This window comes from Bacillus cereus group sp. Bc061, from assembly GCF_027715825.1.
GTDB lineage: Bacteria > Bacillota > Bacilli > Bacillales > Bacillaceae_G > Bacillus_A > Bacillus_A paranthracis.
In genome coordinates this window covers 114,741-137,313 of record NZ_JAQFTZ010000003.1, presented here as the reverse complement: position 1 = coordinate 137,313, position 22,573 = coordinate 114,741, and the positions used below count along the sequence as shown (strand labels likewise).

Genomic DNA, 22,573 nt, shown 5'->3' with positions numbered 1-22,573 from the left:
TTATGTGGAACTTAAGGTATCCCAACCTTTCATTATTTCTCAAATTTGGAGCGAGTTGCTCCTCTTTCTCGATTTACCGGGTCTTCTATTTCATACAAAGAAGACAATTTTCTTTACAGAAGTGTAAATAGCTAGCATGTTCAAGTCTTCTGGACAAACACCTTAAATGAGCTATTTACACTTTATTTGTTCCGTGCGATTCTCTTACTTAATTAAATCGCCAACAAATTTCGGTAATGCGAATGCTGCATTGTGTAATTCTTTTGTGTAGTATTTCGTTTCGATTTCGTGGAAACGCTCTTCACTTACTTCTAATGGATCATGTTTTTTAGATCCGATCGTGAACGTCCAAAGACCGCTTGGGTAAGTTGGAATGTTCGCTGTGTATAAACGAGTAATTGGGAAAATCTCTTTTACATCTTTAAACACAGTTGTAATTAGTTCTGGCGTAAACCAAGGGTTGTCCGTTTGTGCAACGAAAATACCATCTTCTTTTAACGCTTTTGAAATTCCAGCGTAGAAGCCTTTTGTAAATAGGTTTACTGCTGGTCCTACTGGCTCAGTAGAATCTACCATAATTACGTCATATTCATTTTCGCTTTCTGCGATATGTAGGAAACCGTCTCCTACTTTTACTTCTACACGCTCATTATCTAATGCACCTGCAATTGATGGTAAGTACTGTTTAGAGTACTCAATTACTTTTCCATCGATTTCAACAAGAGTTGCTTTCTTTACGCTTGGGTGTTTTAACACTTCACGAATAACACCGCCATCGCCGCCACCTACAACTAATACGTTTTCAGGGTTTGGATGTGTAAATAAAGGTACGTGCGCTACCATTTCATGATAAACGAACTCATCTTTTTCTGTTGTCATAACCATGCCATCTAAAATAAGCATGTTTCCGAACTCTTCCGTTTCGACCATATCAAGTTTTTGGAATTCTGTTTGCTCCGTATGTAATGTGCGGTTAATACGCGCCGTAATCCCAAAATGTTTTGTTTGTTTTTCAGTGAACCATAGTTCCATCGTACAATCACGCCTTTCAATGCAAATTTATAATAGGGACATCATTAATGTCCCCTAACAAAAATAAAACAAAACATACAAAATGTATAGTTAAAAGTACAAAAATACCGAAAATATATTTTAGTCAGAGCGTTCTAACATATACATATAAAGAAAACCCTTTCTTAAGAAAGGGCTTTTCTCTCTACTTCTACCTGTTTTCGAATCGGAATTAAAATCATTACACAACCAACTAATACAACAATCCCACCTACTAAAAATGGACTTTGCGGTGAAACAGCGTGGCCGATAATCCCTGATAAAATGGGAGCAATTGCGCCACCTAACCAACGAACGAAGTTATAAACACCAGATGTAACAGATCTTTCATAAGGTGAAATATCCATTACATAACTTGTAAATAATGCATTATTTAATCCTGATGCTAATCCTGATAGAACAATTAATACAATTTGTAACCACATAATTTTCACGAAGAATAGTGCAATTAAGAACAGCGCAAATACGAGTAAACTGCCTTTCAACAATGTTTTCGGCTCATATTTCCCTTCTAGCTTATGTGCTAAAATTGCAGAACCATAAGCTAACGCGAGTCCCCATCCACAAAATACAAAACCTAATTGAATAGCAGATAAATGCATAATAAGTGGTGAATATGCTAACACAACGAAAAATCCGTAGTAGTATAACATTCCTGAAATGGCGCCTTGCATAAACGGCTTATACTTCACCAGGTTAAGTAATTCTCCTACGCCTGCCGCTTTACGCTTCACTTTTCGCTCTGGTTCTTTCACAAAGAAGAAAACTAAAATAAATGCTAAGAAAATTAAAATACTCGTCGCAAAAAATGGGTAACGCCAAGAATGTCCACCTAATATCCCGCCTAATAATGGTCCACCTGCCATTCCTAGACCGATAGCTGCTTCATATAACCCTACTGCTTCATGAACTTCTTTACTTAATGCAATCAATAAAGTCATCGCCGTTGCGAAGAACATCGCATTCCCTAATCCCCATCCAGCGCGGAAAAGAGATAACTGAGCAATCGTTTGCGATATACCGCATATAAACGCAAATACAGTCACGATCGCAAGACCGATTGTCATCATTCGTTTATCACCAAATCTCGATGCAAATATTCCAGCTGGTAACATCATAATTGCCATCGTCAAAATATACGCTGTAAATAACATCTCTACTTGCCAATGCGATGCACCAATCTTTTCAGCAATAATTGGCAAAATTGGATCGACTACCCCTATACCTGAAAAGGCAAGGAAAGTAGCCAACACTGTAATCAATCTCCCTAGTTTTTGTTTGCTCTCCATTTTGATTACTCTCCTTTTGTATTCTCTAAAAATGTCACTGCACGATGTAAGCTGTCTTCAAGTTCTCCCTTTACACGCTGCATTTGCTCCATTTTCTCGTCTAGCGTTTGCACTTGTTTTTCAAGCATCTCTTTAATTTCTTGAATCACTTCACGATCACGGGGATTCTCACTATTTCTTCTTTGCTCCATTCTTTCTTTTAACGATAAAAAATGTTGCATTTCTTGAAGCGTAATCCCTAACACTTCTTTCGCTTCCACAATTCTTTTAATTCTAGCGATATCTTCGTCTGTATACAGGCGAATGTTCCCCTCACTACGTTCTGGGGGATGAATTAAACCAATTTCCTCATAATAACGAAGTGTACGTTTTGTTAAACCAACTTGCTTTGTAACTTCATCAATCTTATACATGTTTATTCCTCCCTTCACTCGATTATTACATTTTACGTTAACGTTAACTTTTGTGCAACTGTTAGACTTTTGTAAATGTTTGTCATATTAAATTGTATTTTTTCAAAAGCAGTTTCATAATGAAAGAAAAGAAATGATAAGGAGAATTTCACATGAGTAAACCACTTATTTTCGCTCATCGCGGCGTAAAAGGAACACATCCAGAAAATACGATGATTGCCTTCCAAGAAGCTGAACGCATCGGCGCCCATGGCATTGAACTTGATGTCCACCTATCAAAAGATGGTGAACTTGTCGTAATTCACGATGAAACAGTCGATCGTACAACGAATGATGTAGGTCTTGTCTCTGAAAAAACGGTAAAAGAGTTACAAGCTTTAGATGCCGGCAGCCATAAAGATCCTTCTTTCCATGAAGCAAAAATCCCAACGTTACGCGAAGTATTCATTTGGTTATCTACAACAAAGTTACAGCTCAACATTGAGTTAAAGACAGATGTCATTCACTATCCAAACATTGAAGAAAAAGTTGTTGCTCTCGTTCGAGAATATCATCTTTCTAATCAAATTGTATTCTCTTCATTTAATCACGACTCTGTTTCATTATTAGCAGAAATTGCTCCTGAAATCCCAAGAGCAATTTTATATGATACACCACTTGCTGATCCTATCGCCGAAGCAAAAAATAGAGATGCAACTGGTTTACACCCAAACTTTCAACTACTAACAAAGGAATTTGTTCAACTCGCACAAAAACAAGGGTATGTTTTCCGCCCTTATACAATTAACGAATACAAAGATTTACAAACTATGATTGATTATGGCGTAGATGTCATTATTACCGATTGGCCAGCACGTGCATTTGAGCTCCTTTCTTAATTGAAGGAGCTCTTTATTTTCGAAATTTCATTGTTTAAAATAATCGAAAACCCTCAATACTAATACAATAATGTTTGTATGAATGAGGGGCTGAAAAAGATGGATCAAACTATGAATCCAAAACTTAAAAAATATAAACGTCTTTTCTTCACCGTAATGTTTTCTTCTGTTCTTTTTTTCGTTTTTTCCTTTTTTGTTATTATTATAGTTGCAAAAATTATGGGACCTCCTCCTGTCGCTGTCCCGCAAACAAGTGTCTTTTATGCTAATGATGACACTGTTATAGGACAAAGTAATGAGATGCAAAAACGATACAATGTATCTCTCAATGAAATTTCTCCTTACGTAAAAGAGGCAACACTTTCTATCGAAGATCAAAGATTCTACAAACATCATGGCTTTGATATGAAGCGTATCGCTGGTGCCATTGTTGCTGATTTAAAAGCGATGGCAAAAGTCCAAGGCGCTAGTACGATTACACAACAGTATGCCCGTAACCTATACTTAGATCATGATAAAACGTGGAAACGTAAACTATTAGAAGCAATGTACACAATCCGTCTTGAAGTGAATTATAATAAAAATCATATTTTAGAAGGATATTTAAATACAATTTATTACGGGCATGGTGCTTATGGAATCGAAGCTGCGTCCCGTCTATATTTTGATAAAACAGCAAAAGAATTAACATTAGCGGAAGCTAGTATGCTCGCGGGTATACCAAAAGGACCTAGTGTCTACTCTCCCTTTTTAAAAAAAGATCGTGCGAAAGAACGACAATCTCTTATATTAGATGAAATGGTAGAACAAGGCTATATTACGAAGAAACAAGCAGCTTCAGCAAAGAAAGAATCACTAACTTTCGCTTCATTAGATACGAAAAAAGTCGCAGAGGTTGCGCCTTATTTCCAAGATGCTGTACAAGCTTCTCTTCTTCGCGATGTCGGATTAGATGAGCAAGCCTTACAAAAAGGCGGCTTGCGTATTTATACAACGCTAGACCCAAAATTACAATCAGTTGCAGAACAAGCTGTAAAAGACCACATACCTGACACGACAAACATACAAACTGCGCTCGTCTCTATGAATCCAAAAACAGGTGAAGTAGCTGCCCTTGTTGGTGGAACTGATTATAATACAAGTCAATTTAACAGGGCTACACAGGCCGCTCGCCAGCCTGGATCTACATTTAAGCCATTTCTATATTATGCGGCATTAGAACGAGGATTCACCCCTGCTACGCGCTTAAAAAGCGAATACACCGTGTTCACTTTAGGTGACGGTGTTTCAAAGTATAAACCGAAAAACTATAAAGACTATTATGCAGACGATTTTGTAACAATGGCGCAAGCTCTTGCGGTCTCTGATAACATATATGCCGTGAAGACCAATTTATTTTTAGGCGAAGACATTCTTACAAAAACAGCGAAGCAATTCGGCATTAAAAGTGCATTAAAAGATGTCCCTTCCCTCGCGCTCGGTACATCTCCTGTAAAACCAATTGAAATGGTTAACGCTTATAGCATGTTCGCAAACGGGGGAAGAGAAGTAAAACCTATTTTCATTCGCCGCATTATGGATCATGAAGGAAATATTTTATACGATGCTCATTTGGAGAGTAAACAAGTTCTTGATAAGAGCAAAGCATTTGTGATGGAAGAAATGATGACAGGCATGTTTAATAAAAAACTAAGCAGTTATGCTGCTGTAACTGGTCAATCAATGTTATCTAAACTATCAAGAACCTATGCCGGAAAATCTGGTTCTACTGAAACAGATAGTTGGATGATTGGGTTTACCCCGCAACTCGTAACTGGCGTATGGGTTGGATATGATCAACCTAAATCAATTTCAAACGTAGCAGAACAAGGCTATGCGAAAAGAATATGGACTGATACGATGGAGAAAGGCTTAGATGGACAACCTAAAAAAGAGTTTAAACAACCAAGTGACGTCGTTGCAGTCGATATTAACCCTGAAAACGGGAAAATCGCTACAAAAAATTGCCCAATTTCAGTGAAAATGTATTTTGCAAAAGGTACAGAACCAACTGAATATTGTATGGATCACGTTGATGATAAAGAGGAATTTGAAAAGACAACTGAAGAAAAGAAAAAAACAAGTTGGTGGAAAAAATATCTTCCTTGGTAGAATATCAAGCTATTTCACTGAACGTGGAATAGCCTCCTAGTCGAATCGTCGATATATCTTCATACAACAAGCCAAAATAAAAAGGATGTCTCACTAGTTAACAATCGACTAGTGAGACATCCTTTTCTTTTATTCACTTAATAATGCACGGCGCAATTCTTCGCTAGACTCGTTCCAAATCGCTTCATTATGTTCTTTTAAGAATGTACCAAGTACTTTTTTAGATGATTCGTCCATATGTTCAACCATAATGTGACGCTTCAATGATTTATCCATTTTGTTTACGTGCTCTGGAAGTGACTTATATCCGCGGCGAATTTCACGGTCAACTGTCATTTCACAAGCTGTTACACCTGCGTAATACGCACCTGTTGCTGTTCTTTCAATCGTTACCCATACAAGCCAGTATGGTTTTCCGTTTGGAACTTCATCTTTATTTGTTAAAAACTTAATACCTTTTTCTACTGTACTACGTGCATGCATCGCACCGATATCAACAAATGCTGTTTTCTCTAGTACATCGACAAATACAGGTGAAATGTTTTCTAGACTTAATGCCCCAACGCCAAAACCACCATGTCCATCTGTTGAATCATTTTTCACGATATTAAAACCGATTTTTTTCTTTTTCTCTGTCATATGTAAATTCCTCCTCACTTAATGATTATAAAAGGCCAAAGATAGGCGCAATAATACTGTTTAAAAATGCAAATACGTATGGAATGACAACATTAAAAATAGGTTGGATTGTGTAATTGCTAAGCGGTGTAATAACTAGAATTAATAAAGCAATTGCCCCGTATTTTTCATACTGTGTCATTTTCGCACGAATATTTGTTGGTGCTAAATCCTCCACTACGCGATATCCATCAAGTGGCGGGATTGGTAATAAGTTAAAGACAAGTAAAACGATATTCAACATAATAAAAATCTGGAAAAATTGAGCTAGCGTATCTGCTACTGCAAATGGAATTGAGTCTAATACACCAAATGTTAATAAGCTATACCAAATAATTAAACCGATTGCGCTTAAAATTAAGTTACTAATCGGTCCTGCAATTGAAACTAATATACCTGCAAGACGAGGTCTTTTAAAGTTATATGGGTTAACAGGAACTGGTCTCGCCCAACCAAAACCAAGAATTAATACAGCAATCATCCCGATAGGATCTAAATGTGCCATCGGCGATAAAGTTAAGCGCCCTTGTCTCTTTGCTGTATCGTCTCCAAATTTATATGCTACATATGCATGCGCAAATTCATGCACTGATAATGCGATAATAATGGCCATTGCTACCAAAGGAATTTGGTGCAACGGGTATCTAAATAACTGATCCATGCTTCATCTCCTCTTCAATATGTCAAAAAAAGAAATTATTTGTTTTTTGATTGTTCTTCCACATAATCCGCTATAATAAGAGTGTAACTTACATAAAAGGAGCGATTATATATGCCATACGTAACAGTGAAAATGCTAGAAGGACGCACAGAGGAACAAAAGAAAGCTCTTGCTGAGAAAGTAACAGCAGCAGTAAGCGAAACAACTGGTGCTCCTGAAGAAAACATCGTTGTTTTCATCGAAGAAATGTCTAAAAACCATTATGCAGTTGGCGGAAAACGCTTAAGCGACAAATAATTTCAAGTTCTTTCATAAGAAGCAGCTTTTAGCTGCTTCTTATTTTTTGCCTTCGAGTAACTCGATGATTCTCTCTTTATATTTTCCTTTTCTTCCATCTTCATAGATTAAATCATGCGGGTAGAATAGCTTTTGATCCCTTCTCTTCTTACCAGTAATCGCCTCAACAATATCCGATTCACGTGAAAGCTCTCTAAGCTCTCCATTTGGCATAAGAAGTAAGATTGGCAGACGTTCTTCTTCTTCACCAGCACGGTAAAAGTCGTACGGTAAGTCTGATGTTGAATCAACTACTAAATAGTATTCTGGATCGAGTCCAATCTTTTTAAATAAGCTACTTAATTCCATCCAATTATCTAAACCGTGCTTATCTGTAAACTCTACATATTTAAATAGGTTTCGATTCATAAAACGACGGCATAAATCACTTAAAATTGGATCCTCTTCGTCCTGCCATACTTGGAAGTAATAATACATAACGTTCTCGTCTAACTTTAAATAATCCTCTACTGTTACTTCTTCTTCAAATAAAGAATAGAAATGAACCGGATGATTTTTAAATGTATAGTACTTCTCATGCAATGATTTTGCACGGTGTAAAATCTTCGTTAAAATAACTTCAGCACTTCGAGTTACTGGATGGAAATATACTTGCCAATACATTTGATAACGACTCATAATATAATGCTCAACAGCATGCATACCACTATTTTTAATAACTACTTGATTTCCGTACGGACGCATAACGCGCAGTATACGTTCCATATCAAAGTTTCCATACTTTACGCCAGTGAAATACGCATCTCTTAATAAATAGTCCATGCGATCTGCATCAATTTGACTGGAAATCATGCTAATCGCTAATTTATTAGTAGATGTTTTCGCAATTACATCGGCTACCTTTTGTGGGAAATCTTTATCCACACGACTTAATACACGATTAATTTCTGTATCTCCAACGATAATCTTTTGCGTAAATTTCTCATGGTCTAATGAAAATACTTTTTCAAACGAATGAGAAAACGGACCGTGACCGACATCATGAAGTAATGCCGCACATAAGCATAACAATCTATCTTCAGCATTCCAATTCGGTCTGCCATCAAACACATCATCAATCATACGACGAATAATTTCATATACACCTAACGAATGAGTAAAGCGACTATGCTCTGCACCGTGAAATGTAAAAAATGTCGTTCCAAGCTGCTTAATACGGCGCAAGCGTTGAAATTCTTTCGTTCCGATTAAATCCCAAATAACACGATCGCGCACGTGCACATATTTATGTACCGGGTCTTTAAACACTTTTGTTTCGCTGAGTTTGTCGTTTAAATATACCACTTTCCGACATCCCCCTTTCTTTACTGCATTCTTACTATATATTATAAACGAAATAGGAAACAGAAAGAAATGAAAGACTATATTAATTGCCCTTATATAAAGAAAAAATCACTTTTACCGGGGTAAAAGTGATCTCTTTTTATATATTATTTCCCTAAAACGAACTCAGCAACTTCATCTAAGATCATTTCTTTACCTAGTGGGAAGTAACCTTTGTTTAATTCTTCGTTTTTAATTGTAAATACGTGGTTGTTTTTAACAGCGTTCATATTTTTCCAAATTGATTCTTCTTGGAATTCTTTTAGGCGCTGAGAACCGTCACCAGTCGTAAATACGAATAAGTAATCTGGGTTGTAATCGATTAAAGCTTCTTTTTGTACTTGTACTAACGGTTTATCAGTTGGTGTACCTTTAACTGCTGGTAATTTTAAATCATTAAAGATTACACTACCGTAACCGTAGTCACCGTATACACGGAAAGCATTTGGATATGCAGCCATTTTCATGAATTTAGCATCGCCAGTTTTCGCAACGATTTTGTCATGTAATTTGCTTGCTTTTTCGTCATACTGTTTGAACCATTCTTTTGTTTCTTTCTCTTTACCGAAGATTTGACCTACTTCTTCGAATTTTGGACGCCATTGGTCTAATGGAGTTTTTAACATAACTGTTGGTGCAATTTTAGATAATTGATCATAAATCTTTTCTTGACGATTATTTACAAGAATTAAGTCTGGTTTTGCAGCAGCTACTGCTTCGATGTTAATTTTATCTCCCCAAGCAGAACCAACTGGTTTTACGTCTTTTAATTTCTTTTCAATATGTGCATCAATTTTTTCTTGAGATGTATTAGCAGTAATAATTGGTTTCATACCAAAGATTAATAATTCTTCTGTTGAACCACTAAGGTCAGCAATTTTCTTGGGATTTGCAGGGATTTTAATTTCCCCTTTTGCATGTTGTACAGTGCGCTCTTCAGTCTTCGCATCCTTCGCATCTGCTTTCTTCTCTTCTTTGTTAGAACAAGCTGCAAATAGTACAGAAGTAACAACTAGTACCATTGCTAATAACGCCATTTTAAAATTCTTCATGTTCCCACTCCTTCTAGCTGTATTTCTCTTATAAGTTACAGTGAACTATAAGAAACAAGGTCAACAATTAATAAATATATATTGATTAATTGTTGCTTATGCCCCCGTTCTAACGGGTGTTCAACTTCCTATTTACTAATAAGAAGCTCAACGTCCATTAGAAGCCCCCCTCTTTACGAGGGGGATTCTACTTATGCTTTTTTACGCAATTGATTACTAATCATCGCTAAATCATACGTTAAACAAATTGGCTTACAGTTTACTGGACATGGAACAATTTGAGCTTCAATCTCAAATACATTACGAAGTGTTTCACTCGTCATCACTTCATCTGGCGTTCCTTGTTTCATTAACTTACCAGCTTTTAATGCAATCATATGATCTGAGAAACGAGAAGCATGGTTTAAGTCATGGATAACCATAACAATCGTTCTACCTTCTTCTTCATTTAACTTTTTCAATAAGTTTAATACTTCTAATTGATGAGCCATATCTAAGTACGTTGTCGGTTCATCTAATACGAGTAATTCTGTCCCTTGTGCAAGAGCCATCGCAATCCATACGCGTTGACGTTGCCCACCTGATAATGCCTCTGCTGGACGATTTGCGAATTCTGTCATTCCCGTCACTTCAAGTGCCCAATGAATGTACCGATAATCCTCTTCTTTCAACGTTCCAAATCCTTTTTGATGAGGAAAGCGTCCATATGAAACGAGTTCAAATACAGTAAGGCCAGTTGGTACTTCTGCAGTCTGTGGTAAAATTGCCATTTTCTTTGCGATTTCTTTCGTTGGTTGTTTCTCGATTGCTTTTCCGTCAAGATAAACAGTACCTTTTTTTGCTTTCAAAATACGAGAAGCCGTTTTTAATAATGTGGACTTTCCACAACCATTTGGTCCAATAATTGTTGTAATTTTCCCTTCCGGAATTTCAACTGTTAATCCATCAATAATTAACCCTTCATTATAGCCAACAGATACCGCATCAACTGCTAAAGTTGCCATACAAAAAGCCTCCCTTTACTTTGTCCTCATAAGTAAGTATATAAAATACGGTGCACCAATTACAGAAATAACAAGACCGACCGGTATTTCTGAAGTTGGTAACACACTTCTTGAAATTACGTCTGCGAATAAAAGTAAAAACGTTCCTATTAGTGCAGCTGTAGGCAGCATAATTTGATGTTTCCCACCAACAAGGCGCCTCGCTAAATGGGGAGCCATTAAACCGATAAAACCAATTCCTCCGGCAACAGCGACAGATGCACCTGCTAAACAAACTGCAATAAATAATAATTTACGTCTTTCCTTTTCTACGTTTACACCAAGACCAACTGCTGTAGAGTCGCCTAGGTTCATTACATTTAGTATGTGTGCTTTACTAATAGCTAGTGGCAAGAAAATAACCATCCATGGAAGGACACTTAGCACGAACTTCCAATCTGTGCCCCAAAGACTTCCTGCTAACCAAATCGTAGCAAAGCGGAAATCGTTAGATGTCATCTTCATAGAAAAAATTAAACTAACAGCACCAAACCCGGCTGCAACAGCGATACCCACAAGTATCAATCGAGTAGATGAAACGCCGTCTTTCCATGCTAGTAAATAAATAATAACAGCTGCTAATATCGCTCCAACTAGTGCGAAGAACGGAAGAATGAATACAGATAAAAATGTACCAGTTCCTACTTTCCCGAAGAAAAAGTAGACAAAGATAACAACTGTTAATCCCGCTCCAGCGTTAATACCGATAATACCTGGATCAGCAAGTGGATTTCGTGATAACCCTTGCAAGATCGCACCTGACATAGCTAAAGCAGATCCAACTAATATAGCAATGACCATACGCGGCATACGGAATTCAAATAAAATAACAGACTGATCTTCAGCCCCGAGTCCAACCAATGACTTTAATACGTCCATTGGCGGTATTTTAAATGTCCCTGTATTTAAACTCACTAAAAATACAGTAACAATTAATCCTACTAAAATTGTTAAAACCGAAACATTCTTTTTTGTTAAGACACTTGTCCTCACATTTTTCCTCTCCCTTCGTTACGTGCTAAGTAGAGGAAGAATGGAACCCCAATTAGCGCTGTAATTGCTCCAATTGGCGTTTCAAACGGCGGATTAATAACGCGAGATAACATATCTGCACATTCAATTAACAGCCCGCCTAAGACCGCAGAACATGGAATAACCCATCTATAGTCTGAGCCTACAAGGAAACGAGTCATATGTGGGATGACAAGACCAACAAATCCAACCGATCCTGCCATAGAAACTGCCGAACCTGTTAACACAAGAACAAGTACTGTCCCGATAAATTTAATTAATGTCGTATTTTGACCAAGTCCAATCGCAATTTCTTCACCGAAGCTTAAAATTGTAATATACCTCGACATCATAATTGCAATGAAGAGACAAACTAGACCAATCGGTACTAACATATTAATACTTTCCCATTTCACTCCAGCAACTCCGCCTGCATTCCACATACTTACCTCTTGGGCAAGATTGAAATATAGCGCAATTCCAGATGAAATGGCCCCTAATAAAGCACTAATCGCAGCACCCGCTAAAGCTAATTTCACAGGCGTTAATCCACCTGGTGAAGAAGATCCAATTCCATATACAATGCTCGCTCCAAACGCAGCACCAATAAAAGATGCGATAACGAACATTAAATAAGGTGAATTAGGGAAGAATGCATACATAATTGCAATTCCAAACACAGCCCCATCTGTAATCCCCATTAACGATGGTGATGCAAGTGGATTTCGCGTCATACCTTGCATAATTGCTCCTGATACCGCTAAAAAGGCACCTGCTACTACGCCCCCTATTGCTCTAGGCATGCGAAGTTCTTGAATTACATTATGATGCGTAATAGAACCGTCAAACTGAAATACAGCTTGCCATACAGTCTTTAAACTAATATCTGCAGCACCAAACGAAATAGACAGTGCCATGCTTAAAGCTAACAAAATTGTACCTGCTACTAAAATAATAGAGGCAATGAGCGGCCTGCTCTTAATCTCTTTAACATTCACATCTTGCTGTTCTATACTCCTTGCGCTCGCTTCCATCCCTCAACCATCCTAACCAACAACATATGTTTAATTTAATGAAATGAAATTTATTCTCAAATAGCAATAAAAAAATTAAATGAATCGGCCCTTTTCTGATAATGATTCTCAGAATCAGACACCTTCTATTCTACCTATCGCTTCAAAAGACTGTCAACCATTATTTTGAAATACAAATTCATATAGGCCGAGACCTTAATAAATAGATAATGCCTATCTGTCATGAACTATTATCATCACCAGTTAAGCTTTCTCAGAATAGATTCTTCCTCTTATGGGCATAAAAAAAGAAGAGTAATCTGTTCACTCTTCTTTTCCTTACTTATTTAACTTTGCCTCAATTTTTACAATTAATTCGTCTTCTGTTGGCGCTGCAACTGGACGATTATTTACAAATGCGAATGATTTTTTACGGCCAGGGCCACAGTAAGACTGACATCCAACTTCAATCGTTGCACATGAATCTACTTTTTTTAGCTTTGGAATCAGCGTTTTAACGTTCGTTGCCTGACAATCATCACACACACGAAATTCGTTTCCCATTATATAACACTTCCTCTATTTTAAACTTTTCTCAAGTACATTTAAAAATAAACACTAAATGGTATTTTACCGCTCTTTGAAGCTCGTTGCAAGTTTCCTTTCGACGCTCTTTCCACATATAATGCTACATATGTATATGTTTTCCTACAGCAGCTTCCGTCATTCTTGGCAAAATTTATCCCGCTTTAATGGGCAGTAAGATCCCCACCTTAAAATTCAGCGAAAGCAAAGAAGTTAGGTAGGGGATGTAGAACCTCCCCACTGATGAAAGTTTCACTTTATACCTCTCATCGAAATCTACCATATTTTTAAAAGCTTTGTATAAAAGCTCACTTTTTTGCCCATTATAAAAATAGGAAGTTCATAAAAAGAAAGGGAGTTGAATCTATGAAAGTAAGACAAGATGCTTGGACGGATGAGGATGATTTATTACTTGCTGAAACTGTACTTCGTCACGTTCGAGAAGGAAGTACCCAATTAAATGCATTTGAAGAAGTAGGAGACAGATTAAATCGTACATCGGCTGCCTGTGGTTTCCGTTGGAATGCTGTTGTTCGCTATAGCTATGAACAAGCTCTTCAACTAGCAAAAAAACATCGTAAAGATAAAATGCGTGCTGCAAGTGGTGAACAAGCGAAAAAACGTTTACTTTATACACCACCAGCTTCAGATTCGATAACTAATTATGAAGAGTTCGTACAAGAGGAATCAATTGTACAATATAAAGAAGCTACTCCATATCAAGAAACTACCGTTCCTACTGCAAAAGGCTCTATGACAATGCAAGATGTTATTTATTTTTTACAAACAGTCGGATCTTCAAATATAAAAGTGACAGCTCTTGAAAACGAGAATACGAGATTGAAACAAGAAATTAAATCACAAATCCTTCGAAATGAAGAACTAGAAAAGAAACTGGAAAAATTAGAAAAACAATCTCATACTGTACAAGAAGATTACGAAACACTTATGAACATTATGAACCGCGCTCGTAAGTTGGCAGTCATGGATGAAGAAGAACGTTCTCAAACATCTTTCCGAATGGATCGAAATGGTAATTTAGAAAAAATTGCAGAGTAAAAAGGATGCATTACATGCATCCTTTTTGTTATTTCACTTCAACCATATGTGCTTCTTCTACTTTAGAATCCCTCTTTATATCTGGGAAAATCTTTTCCTTTGGATTCTCTTTAAAGGATGCTAAACCAATTGTTTTTACCGGTTCACTTATTTTTGCATATTCTGCATCACTAACAACTGCATACATATCTGTATATTTACGCGCATCACCAATTACTACATTGCCTTCGTACTTCATTTTCTTTCCATCAATTACTACATCTTTTTGTTCCTCTTTAGCAAATACAATTCCAGCTTCATCAGAAATGGCCGGCAATGCTTTAATAGGTTCTACATCTTCTTTCACTACTTTTTTCAGCATGTTTTCCTTTACCATCTTCTCAGCCGTTGTTTTATTCATGATTAAAACCTTTTTCTCATTAACAGTACCTAGTTTAGCTTCAAATTTATTTTGAGATTCAATTTTATCTTTATATTGATCCATTGTTTGTTGAACGCCTGTTTCATCTCCGTACATAACAACACCCGTTGCTTGTGGTGCAATCATATCCATAATAGAACAGCCACTAAATACAGCAGCTGACATAATCGCTACGATTCCTAATTTAACATTTTTCATTTGTATGCCTCCTAAAATCAATAATTACATCTCTTAGTTTAGCCATCTTAGATCATTTAACCAATTCGCTTTCCTTACAACAACCTTACAATTCAGTAAGGTTTTCTCTTAAAAACTACTTTCATTATTTTTTGCTATAATAGAGATTGTCATTTTAAAGATAAGGGGTTAGTTATATGAGCAATTCCCGTTCCATTTTATCTCAGCCAGAGTGGCGTATTGTAGATCAGTCTAGTTTAGGACCAACATTCCATGCACTTCAATCATTCGCAATGGATGATACATTATGCACAAGCATTGGAAAGGGCGAATCAGCTGCAACAATGCGCTCTTGGGTTCATCACAATACAATTGTTCTTGGCATTCAAGATTCACGCCTACCACACTTAGAAGAAGGTATTTCCTTTTTAAAAGAAAACGACTTCAATGTTATCGTTCGTAATTCTGGCGGGCTTGCAGTCGTACTTGATGAAGGTGTGTTAAACGTATCACTTTTATTCCAAGAGACGGAAAAAGGTATCGATATTGATCTTGGATACGATACAATGTGGCATTTAATTCAGGAAATGTTAAAGGATTACGATGTTACAATTGAGGCAAAAGAAATCGTTGGTTCTTACTGCCCTGGTAGCTACGATTTAAGTATTCGCGACCAAAAATTTGCTGGTATTTCACAGCGCCGTATTCGCGGTGGTGTCGCTGTCCAAATTTATCTCTGTGCTACAGGAAGTGGCTCTGAACGTGCCGCACTTGTTCGTGATTTCTACAACCTAGCCATTCAAGGAGAAGAAACACGCTTTACTTATCCTGAAATTGTACCGAGTACGATGGCTTCACTTTCAGAATTACTTGGCGAAACCATTACAGTACAAGATTTAATGATGCGCCTTTTAAAAACATTGCAGCAATTCGCTCCAAAGTTAACACCATCTCAATTAACAATAGATGAAATACCTTTATATGAGACGAATTTACAACGTATTATTGATCGTAACAATAAAGCACTTGGCTTAGAAAAATAAAGACCGTCGCTATTTTAGCGACGGTCTTTATTTCAATTCGTTATAGAATTAAAGTGCTTGAGCTGCTGTAATTAAAGCTAACTTGTACACTTCTTCTTCGTTACATCCACGAGATAGGTCGTTTACAGGCATGTTTAAACCTTGTAAGATTGGTCCTACCGCTTCGAAGTTACCTAAACGTTGAGCGATTTTGTAGCCGATATTACCAGCTTCTAAGCTTGGGAATACGAATACGTTAGCATCACCTTTAATTGTAGAACCTGGAGCTTTTTTCTCAGCTACAGATGGTACGAATGCAGCATCGAATTGGAATTCTCCATCTAGAGCTAATTCTGGAGCCATTTCTTTTGCAATGCGAGTTGCTTCTACAACTTTTTCTGTTTCTGGAGATTTCGCAGAACCTTTTGTAGAGAAGCTTAACATAGCAACGCGTGGATCAATGCCGAATAGTTCAGCAGTTTTCGCACTTTCAATACCAATTTCAGCTAAATCTTGGCTATTTGGTGCAATGTTAATTGCACAATCAGCGAATACATATTTCTCTTCTTCACGTACCATGATGAATACGCCAGAAGTTTTTGTAACGCCTGGTTTTGTTTTAATGATTTGAAGTGCTGGACGAACTGTATCAGCTGTAGAGTGAGCTGCACCACTTACTAAACCGTGTGCTTTGCCCATGTATACAAGCATTGTACCGAAGTAGTTTTCGTCTTTAAGGATTTTGCGAGCGTCTTCTTCAGTTGCTTTACCTTTACGGCGTTCAACGAAAGATGCTACCATTGCATCCATTTCTTCGTATGTAGCTGGATCGTAAATATCAACGCCTGCTAATGTTAAATTCATGCTAGCAGCTTTTGCGCTAATTTCTTCTTTATTACCAACTAAGATTGGTTTTACTAACTCTTCTTTTGCTAAACGCTCTGCAGCGCCTAAAATTCTTTCATCAGTTCCTTCAGGAAGTACGATAGAAATGCCTTTTCCTTGAACTTTTTCTTTTACTGTTGTAAATAAGTTGCTCACGAATAAACCCTCCTACATATGTTAAAAAACTCTATCTTTAAGAATACTTCTTTTCCTCTATATTTTAAACTTATAGCTCCCAAAAAATAGATAAAATAAAAATGATTATATTTTCATAAAATTCAGCCGTTAAATTCACCTTGCTTAAACACTTAAATGTGACAATTTTATGCGCCAAGGTTTTATATAGATGATTTTAAAACTATATATGCTATAGTTAACGTGTAAAACTATCATTAACTGAGGTGAATAGAATGAGTGAAGCAACAACAACGTTAGATGGCTGGTATTGTTTACATGATTTACGTTCTATTGATTGGGCTGCATGGAAAACATTATCTAGCGACGAACGCGGACAAGCTGTGTCTGAATTTTTAAATGTCGTTGAAAAATGGAACGACGTAGCTGCTGCAAAAAAGGGCAGTCACGCAATGTATACAGTTGTTGGCCAAAAAGCTGATATTATGCTTATGATTTTACGTCCAACAATGGAAGAGTTAAATGAAATTGAAACAGAATTGAATAAAACAACTTTAGCTGAATATATGGTTCCTGCATACTCTTACGTATCTGTTGTTGAACTAAGCAACTACCTTCCAGCTGATGAAGATCCATACCAAAATCCACAAATCTTAGCTCGCTTATATCCTGAGTTACCGAAAGCAAATCATATTTGCTTCTATCCAATGGACAAGCGTCGACAAGGTGATGACAACTGGTACATGCTTCCAATGGAGGAACGTAAGAAAATGATGTACAGTCATAGTAAAATTGGTCGCCAGTATGCAGGTAAAGTACGCCAAGTTATTTCAGGATCTGTTGGATTCGACGATTTTGAGTGGGGCGTAACATTATTCGCTGACGATGTTCTTCAATTTAAAAAGCTTATATATGAAATGCGCTTCGATGAAGTAAGTGCTCGTTATGGTGAATTCGGAACATTTTTCGTCGGAAACATTTTACCAGACGAAAAGGTAGAGAAATTTTTACACATATAAATCGTGAAAAAGGAACGAAATTCGTTCCTTTTTTTATTCCCCTCTATATTTCTCCTCAAAAAACTTCTTTTTTCCGCAAATTTGAACAAAAATCGACAAATCCTTTTAAATACCTTACAAAATTGTAACCTTTCTATATCCAAATTTATGCTAAAATGGTACGAGCTATATGCTAATAACGATGCGAAGGTGATAATGTATATGAAGAAAATCTTTTCTATTTTACTAGTGTTTCTATTGTCAATTTCTTCCTTAGGAGTAACAACATCCCATGCGGAAGAAAAAATACACATTGAGGCAGCTGCTGCACTTCTATTTGATGCAGATACAGGAAAAATACTGCATGAACAAAATCCAGATGAATTACTAGCTATCGCTAGTATGTCAAAATTAATTGTTGTTTATGCCGTGTTAGAAGCAATTAAAGAAGGAAAAATCACTTGGGATACAAAGGTAAATATTTCCGATTACGCTTATGAAGTTTCACGTAATAATGAATTCTCTAACGTGCCGTTCGAAAAAGGACGTCAATATACTGTAAGAGAACTATATCATTCTATCGTTATCTTCTCTGCAAACGGATCTAGTATTGCCTTAGCAGAACTTCTTGCAGGAAGTGAGAAAAACTTCTTAAATCTTGCAAATGAACATGCAAAAAAACTAGGGTTAAAGAAATATAAATTTGTAAACGCTACTGGTTTAAATAACGCTGACTTAAAAGGAAAACATCCTGAGGGTACTGATCCAAATGCAGAAAACTCTATGTCAGCTCGCGATATGGGTATACTTTCAAAAGCAATGATTACAAAGTATCCAGAAATGCTAGAGGATACAAAACAAAGATTTAGAAACTTCCCAGATAATCATCCGAAACCAATTCGTATGGAAAACTGGAACTGGATGTTACCAGGAGCTGCTTTCGCTTATGAAGGTACTGATGGTTTAAAAACCGGAAGTTCTGATACAGCTGGATACGGATTTACTATTACTGCTAAACGTGGTGATGTACGTCTTATTTCGGTTATTATTAAAACAAAATCAATGGACGAGCGCTTCACAGAATCTCGTGAGTTAATCGAATACGGGTTTAATAACTTCGAAAAACAAAAACTAAAGGTCGATAAAAACAATACACTCTCTGTAGTACAAGGGAAAGAAAATCAAGTAACTGTTGCACCGGAAAAAGAAATAACCGTAATTGCAAAAAAAGGTAGCAAAGACCCTTATAAAATTGGAACTGAAGTAGATAAATCTCTTGCTGAAGATGGTCATTTAATTGCTCCTATTAAGAAAGATGCAAAAGTAGGATCGATTACTTTAGAATCAACCGATAAATATGGTTTCTTAGACGGTAGTAAAAGTATGAAAGTTACTGCAAAAACGACAGAAGAAGTTGAAAAAGCAAATTGGTTTGTATTAACAATGCGCTCTATCGGTGATTTCTTCTCAAACTTATGGTCTAAAGTTTTTTAATAAAAAAGCTGGCTCACGCTAGCTTTTTTTATTTTCCACTCTCCATGTAAAACTTTGTTTGGTTGTCATATCTGAGTCCTTTTTCTCATACGTATGAACTAGTAATTGTTACACACTTCATCTAGACATAAACCTCTTTCCACAAGGTATTCCAAAAAGAGAGGTGACACATAATGGGCGTTATCGCGTATAACGAAGAAGATGTAAAGTTATTAGCTAGACTGATGCGTGCTGAAGCTGAAGGTGAAGGACAACAGGGGATGTTAATGGTCGGAAACGTTGGAGTAAATCGTGTCCGCGGGAATTGTTTAGACTTTAAAAATATTCGTAATTTACGTCAAATGGTGTATCAAAATCCTGGTGGTTTTGAGGCAACTCAAAAAGGTTATTTTTATCAACGTGCAAGGGAACAAGATATCGCATTAGCAAGGCGAACGATTCAAGGACAACGTTTTTGGCCTGCAAATTTTGCCTTATGGTTTTTTAGGCCTGAAGGTGCATGTCCACCAACTTGGTATAATCAGCAAAACTCTGGTCGCTTCAAAAAGCACTGCTTCTTCCAGCCAAATGCTGGGGATTGCCCTAGCATATATTAAGGAATGAAAACAAGGAGGGATTTTTGAATGGCACAGCAACAAAATCCGTATTACGGAACAGGTTTCTATCAACCATCTGGAACTTACGTACAACCGCAACAAATGACCCCACAGCAACAGCAACAGCAGCAAGCAATGCAACAACAAGCTGCGCAAGCTCAATATGCTGTTTCTCAAGGCATGTTACCTCTAGAACAGTCATATATTGAAAATATTCTTCGCTTGAACAAGGGCAAGCAAGCCACAGTTGTAATGACTTATGAGCGTGGTAGTTCACTCGGTACACAATCCTATACGGGTATTATCGAAGCGGCTGGTCGTGATCACATCGTAATTAGTGAGCCACAATCAGGGAAACGTTATTTATTATTAATGATTTACTTAGATTATGTAGAATTCCCAGAAGAAATTACGTATTTGCCTAGTCAACAAGCAACTTATGCTCCAAGACCATAAAAAAAGCTGGCGTATGCCAGCTTTTGTTTTTTATAATCCTTTTACAACTGCAGTTCCAACTAAGATCCATGCCACAATAAACGCTACACCACCAAGAGGTGTAATTGGACCAAAGAACTTAATACCTGTTGTACTTAATGCATACAGACTACCCGAGAACATAATGATCCCAGCTACCATAAGCCAACCAGCAGTAGTTAAGAGTGATGATTGAATTTTATCCATCAATAAAGCAACTACAAATAGTCCACCTGCATGAAACATTTGATATGTAACACCTGTTTTCCAAACCTCTAACATTTTTGCAGAAACTTTATTTTCTAAACCGTGTGCTCCGAAAGCCCCTAACGCAACAGATAGCCCCGCTGCAACACAACCTAGTAAAAAGAAAATTTTCATCTTAATTCCCCTTTTTTACTTTTATCATAAGCAATTTTTTCATATAAGCCAAACGATTTATCCTCTAAAAATCAAATAAAGAATTACCGTTTGCATCACTTTCTTTTATATATACTGGCTCATTAGAAACCGGTGCAATTGGTTGCATCGTGATTGGTTGTGATCCAATTATTTGTGATTGAACTTGTGGCTCTCTATACGTAGAAGATTCAACTTGCTCATCTAATAATAAATCACATAAAGCACGCACAACTAATACATGTTCTTTTGATTTTTGTCCTTCACTACTTTTTGCCTTTGCAATTTCATTCGCCATTTTATTTAAAATCTTATCGCTTGATATTTGCATCCCTTATCACCTCGTACTTTGTAGTTCTTTCTCAAATTGTCCCAGCTTCTCTACTGAACCAAATACTATTATCATATCATGTTCTTGCAACTTTTCCTGCCCCGTTGGATTATGTATAACATTCCCATTTCTCAAAATCGCTAAAATTGTTACATCAAATTGATTTCTAACATCACTCTCTAATAATGATTTATTAGCTAAAATAGAGCCCTTACCTACTGCAATTTCTTCAATTACAAATGACTGCTCCACGCCATACAGTACTGTATCAATATAATGAACTGTTAACGGATTCGCAATACCTTTTGCAATATGAATCCCTGCCATACTAGATGGATTAATCACCTTATTTGCACCAGCCCTCTTTAATTTGTCTTCGGTTTCTGGTTTTTCTGCTCTTGCCACAATTTTAATTGCATCGTTTAATCCTCTTGCAGTTAACGTAATAAATACATTTTCAGCGTCATTTGCTACGATAGCAACTAAACCAGCTGCCTTTGAAATCCCAGCATGTTGTAACACTTTGTCTTCTGTTGCATCTCCATGTACGTATAAAAGCTTTTCCTTCTCTAATATGCTTTCATCTTTATCCACGACGACAAATGGGATCTTCTTTTCTTGCAATTCATGTACAACTTGTAGCCCTACTCTACCGCAACCACATACGATAATATGATTTTGTAACTGTGCTATTTGTTTATCCATCTTCTTCCTCCGTACTGCATGAAATAAATTCCCTTCAATAATCATAGCTGCCACTACACCAATTGCATACGTAACAATACCGACTCCAACCGGTATGATAAGGAGCGCAAAAACTTTTCCTGCATGTGTTACAGGAATGGCGTCTCCGTATCCCACCGTTAATACGGTAATCATCGTCATCCAAAATGCTTGAAATAAGCTAATCTCTTCAATTGTCATAAATCCTAATGTTCCTAGAATTACAACAAAAGTCATACATATAACTGCTATCCATAATTGCTTACGTGCATTCATATCATGTTTCAACTCTTTTCTCTATCTACAATCTTTGCCAGTGGAAATGAAATACATA

25 protein-coding genes are annotated in these 22,573 nt (G+C 36.8%); 9 read left to right on the top strand and 16 right to left on the bottom strand.

What is annotated here, in order from left to right:
- Positions 1–204: 204 nt before the first annotated feature.
- The 3 genes from speE to PDQ40_RS14980 form a co-directional block, all read right to left on the bottom strand.
- Entirely contained in the window at positions 205–1,032 is an 828-nt protein-coding gene (speE, locus tag PDQ40_RS14990) for a polyamine aminopropyltransferase (protein ID WP_000424696.1), read from the bottom strand.
- A 164-nt stretch (positions 1,033–1,196) separates the two neighbouring features.
- Positions 1,197–2,360 carry an MFS transporter gene (locus PDQ40_RS14985; RefSeq protein WP_000444218.1) on the bottom strand — a complete coding sequence of 388 codons (1,164 nt, stop codon included), beginning with the start codon at positions 2,358–2,360 and terminating at the stop codon, positions 1,197–1,199.
- A 5-nt stretch (positions 2,361–2,365) separates the two neighbouring features.
- Complete coding sequence (locus tag PDQ40_RS14980) at positions 2,366–2,773, bottom strand: MerR family transcriptional regulator (RefSeq protein ID WP_000276568.1); 408 nt, start codon at positions 2,771–2,773, stop codon at positions 2,366–2,368.
- A 152-nt stretch (positions 2,774–2,925) separates the two neighbouring features.
- Between PDQ40_RS14980 and PDQ40_RS14975 the strand changes: the two genes are divergently transcribed.
- A complete protein-coding gene (locus PDQ40_RS14975; protein ID WP_270691477.1) occupies positions 2,926–3,651 on the top strand; it encodes a glycerophosphodiester phosphodiesterase in 726 nt (241 codons plus the stop codon).
- 99 nt (positions 3,652–3,750) lie between these two features.
- A complete protein-coding gene (locus PDQ40_RS14970) occupies positions 3,751–5,802 on the top strand; it encodes a transglycosylase domain-containing protein (RefSeq protein WP_270691476.1) in 2,052 nt (683 codons plus the stop codon).
- 129 nt (positions 5,803–5,931) lie between these two features.
- Here PDQ40_RS14970 and PDQ40_RS14965 read toward each other — a convergent pair whose 3' ends face one another.
- Together PDQ40_RS14965 and PDQ40_RS14960 are read right to left on the bottom strand one after the other, a co-directional pair.
- Entirely contained in the window at positions 5,932–6,441 is a 510-nt protein-coding gene (locus PDQ40_RS14965; RefSeq protein ID WP_000136688.1) for a YwhD family protein, read from the bottom strand.
- A 25-nt stretch (positions 6,442–6,466) separates the two neighbouring features.
- Positions 6,467–7,141, bottom strand: a complete 675-nt coding sequence (locus tag PDQ40_RS14960) for a site-2 protease family protein (RefSeq protein WP_000372461.1) — start codon at positions 7,139–7,141, stop codon at positions 6,467–6,469.
- A 111-nt stretch (positions 7,142–7,252) separates the two neighbouring features.
- Here PDQ40_RS14960 and PDQ40_RS14955 point away from each other — a divergent pair, with 111 nt between their 5' ends.
- Positions 7,253–7,438 carry a 2-hydroxymuconate tautomerase gene (locus PDQ40_RS14955; RefSeq protein ID WP_001147171.1) on the top strand — a complete coding sequence of 62 codons (186 nt, stop codon included), beginning with the start codon at positions 7,253–7,255 and terminating at the stop codon, positions 7,436–7,438.
- 39 nt (positions 7,439–7,477) lie between these two features.
- Here the strand turns inward: PDQ40_RS14955 and PDQ40_RS14950 are convergent, their stop codons facing one another.
- The 6 genes from PDQ40_RS14950 to PDQ40_RS14925 form a co-directional block, all read right to left on the bottom strand.
- Positions 7,478–8,782, bottom strand: a complete 1,305-nt coding sequence (locus tag PDQ40_RS14950) for an HD domain-containing protein (RefSeq protein ID WP_000262739.1) — start codon at positions 8,780–8,782, stop codon at positions 7,478–7,480.
- A 146-nt stretch (positions 8,783–8,928) separates the two neighbouring features.
- On the bottom strand, positions 8,929–9,873 hold the full coding sequence (locus PDQ40_RS14945) for an ABC transporter substrate-binding protein (RefSeq protein WP_000787743.1): 945 nt from the start codon (positions 9,871–9,873) through the stop codon (positions 8,929–8,931).
- A gap of 191 nt (positions 9,874–10,064) precedes the next feature.
- Positions 10,065–10,877, bottom strand: coding sequence for an ABC transporter ATP-binding protein (locus tag PDQ40_RS14940; RefSeq protein ID WP_000212060.1), 813 nt, complete (start codon positions 10,875–10,877; stop codon positions 10,065–10,067).
- Between the two features lie 15 nt (positions 10,878–10,892).
- The gene (locus tag PDQ40_RS14935) at positions 10,893–11,909 is read right to left on the bottom strand and encodes a FecCD family ABC transporter permease (RefSeq protein ID WP_001260776.1); all 1,017 of its coding nucleotides are present in this window, start codon (positions 11,907–11,909) and stop codon (positions 10,893–10,895) included.
- Positions 11,906–12,961 carry a FecCD family ABC transporter permease gene (locus PDQ40_RS14930; protein ID WP_000388276.1) on the bottom strand — a complete coding sequence of 352 codons (1,056 nt, stop codon included), beginning with the start codon at positions 12,959–12,961 and terminating at the stop codon, positions 11,906–11,908. Before PDQ40_RS14930 ends, PDQ40_RS14935 begins: the two co-directional genes overlap by 4 nt.
- Positions 12,962–13,279: 318 nt before the next feature.
- Positions 13,280–13,504 (bottom strand): DUF1450 domain-containing protein, encoded by a 225-nt coding sequence (locus PDQ40_RS14925; RefSeq protein ID WP_000526077.1) that lies wholly within the window; start codon positions 13,502–13,504, stop codon positions 13,280–13,282.
- A 387-nt stretch (positions 13,505–13,891) separates the two neighbouring features.
- Between PDQ40_RS14925 and PDQ40_RS14920 the strand changes: the two genes are divergently transcribed.
- Positions 13,892–14,584 carry an RsfA family transcriptional regulator gene (locus PDQ40_RS14920; protein ID WP_000868375.1) on the top strand — a complete coding sequence of 231 codons (693 nt, stop codon included), beginning with the start codon at positions 13,892–13,894 and terminating at the stop codon, positions 14,582–14,584.
- A 28-nt stretch (positions 14,585–14,612) separates the two neighbouring features.
- Here the strand turns inward: PDQ40_RS14920 and PDQ40_RS14915 are convergent, their stop codons facing one another.
- Positions 14,613–15,203: a lipoprotein BA_5634 family protein gene (locus PDQ40_RS14915; RefSeq protein WP_000800129.1), complete on the bottom strand. Its 591-nt coding sequence runs from the start codon at positions 15,201–15,203 to the stop codon at positions 14,613–14,615.
- 176 nt (positions 15,204–15,379) lie between these two features.
- Between PDQ40_RS14915 and PDQ40_RS14910 the strand changes: the two genes are divergently transcribed.
- The gene (locus tag PDQ40_RS14910; protein WP_000071927.1) at positions 15,380–16,225 is read left to right on the top strand and encodes a lipoate--protein ligase family protein; all 846 of its coding nucleotides are present in this window, start codon (positions 15,380–15,382) and stop codon (positions 16,223–16,225) included.
- A 48-nt stretch (positions 16,226–16,273) separates the two neighbouring features.
- Here PDQ40_RS14910 and pta read toward each other — a convergent pair whose 3' ends face one another.
- On the bottom strand, positions 16,274–17,245 hold the full coding sequence (pta, locus tag PDQ40_RS14905) for a phosphate acetyltransferase (RefSeq protein ID WP_000067214.1): 972 nt from the start codon (positions 17,243–17,245) through the stop codon (positions 16,274–16,276).
- A 254-nt stretch (positions 17,246–17,499) separates the two neighbouring features.
- Between pta and hemQ the strand changes: the two genes are divergently transcribed.
- From hemQ to gerQ, 4 genes are all read left to right on the top strand, one after another.
- Positions 17,500–18,243 (top strand): hydrogen peroxide-dependent heme synthase, encoded by a 744-nt coding sequence (hemQ, locus tag PDQ40_RS14900; RefSeq protein WP_001287585.1) that lies wholly within the window; start codon positions 17,500–17,502, stop codon positions 18,241–18,243.
- A gap of 195 nt (positions 18,244–18,438) precedes the next feature.
- Positions 18,439–19,716 carry a serine hydrolase gene (locus PDQ40_RS14895; protein ID WP_270691498.1) on the top strand — a complete coding sequence of 426 codons (1,278 nt, stop codon included), beginning with the start codon at positions 18,439–18,441 and terminating at the stop codon, positions 19,714–19,716.
- Between the two features lie 173 nt (positions 19,717–19,889).
- The gene (gene cwlJ, locus PDQ40_RS14890; RefSeq protein WP_000538165.1) at positions 19,890–20,312 is read left to right on the top strand and encodes a cell wall hydrolase CwlJ; all 423 of its coding nucleotides are present in this window, start codon (positions 19,890–19,892) and stop codon (positions 20,310–20,312) included.
- A gap of 27 nt (positions 20,313–20,339) precedes the next feature.
- Complete coding sequence (gene gerQ / locus PDQ40_RS14885) at positions 20,340–20,768, top strand: spore coat protein GerQ (protein WP_000068648.1); 429 nt, start codon at positions 20,340–20,342, stop codon at positions 20,766–20,768.
- Between the two features lie 30 nt (positions 20,769–20,798).
- On the opposite strand, the gene PDQ40_RS14880 is transcribed toward gerQ, so the two are convergent.
- From PDQ40_RS14880 to PDQ40_RS14870, 3 genes are all read right to left on the bottom strand, one after another.
- A complete protein-coding gene (locus tag PDQ40_RS14880; RefSeq protein WP_074543770.1) occupies positions 20,799–21,167 on the bottom strand; it encodes a DUF423 domain-containing protein in 369 nt (122 codons plus the stop codon).
- A gap of 64 nt (positions 21,168–21,231) precedes the next feature.
- Entirely contained in the window at positions 21,232–21,516 is a 285-nt protein-coding gene (locus tag PDQ40_RS14875; protein WP_001167357.1) for a YwdI family protein, read from the bottom strand.
- 6 nt (positions 21,517–21,522) lie between these two features.
- Positions 21,523–22,515 carry a potassium channel family protein gene (locus PDQ40_RS14870; RefSeq protein ID WP_000993997.1) on the bottom strand — a complete coding sequence of 331 codons (993 nt, stop codon included), beginning with the start codon at positions 22,513–22,515 and terminating at the stop codon, positions 21,523–21,525.
- Positions 22,516–22,573 lie beyond the last annotated feature (58 nt).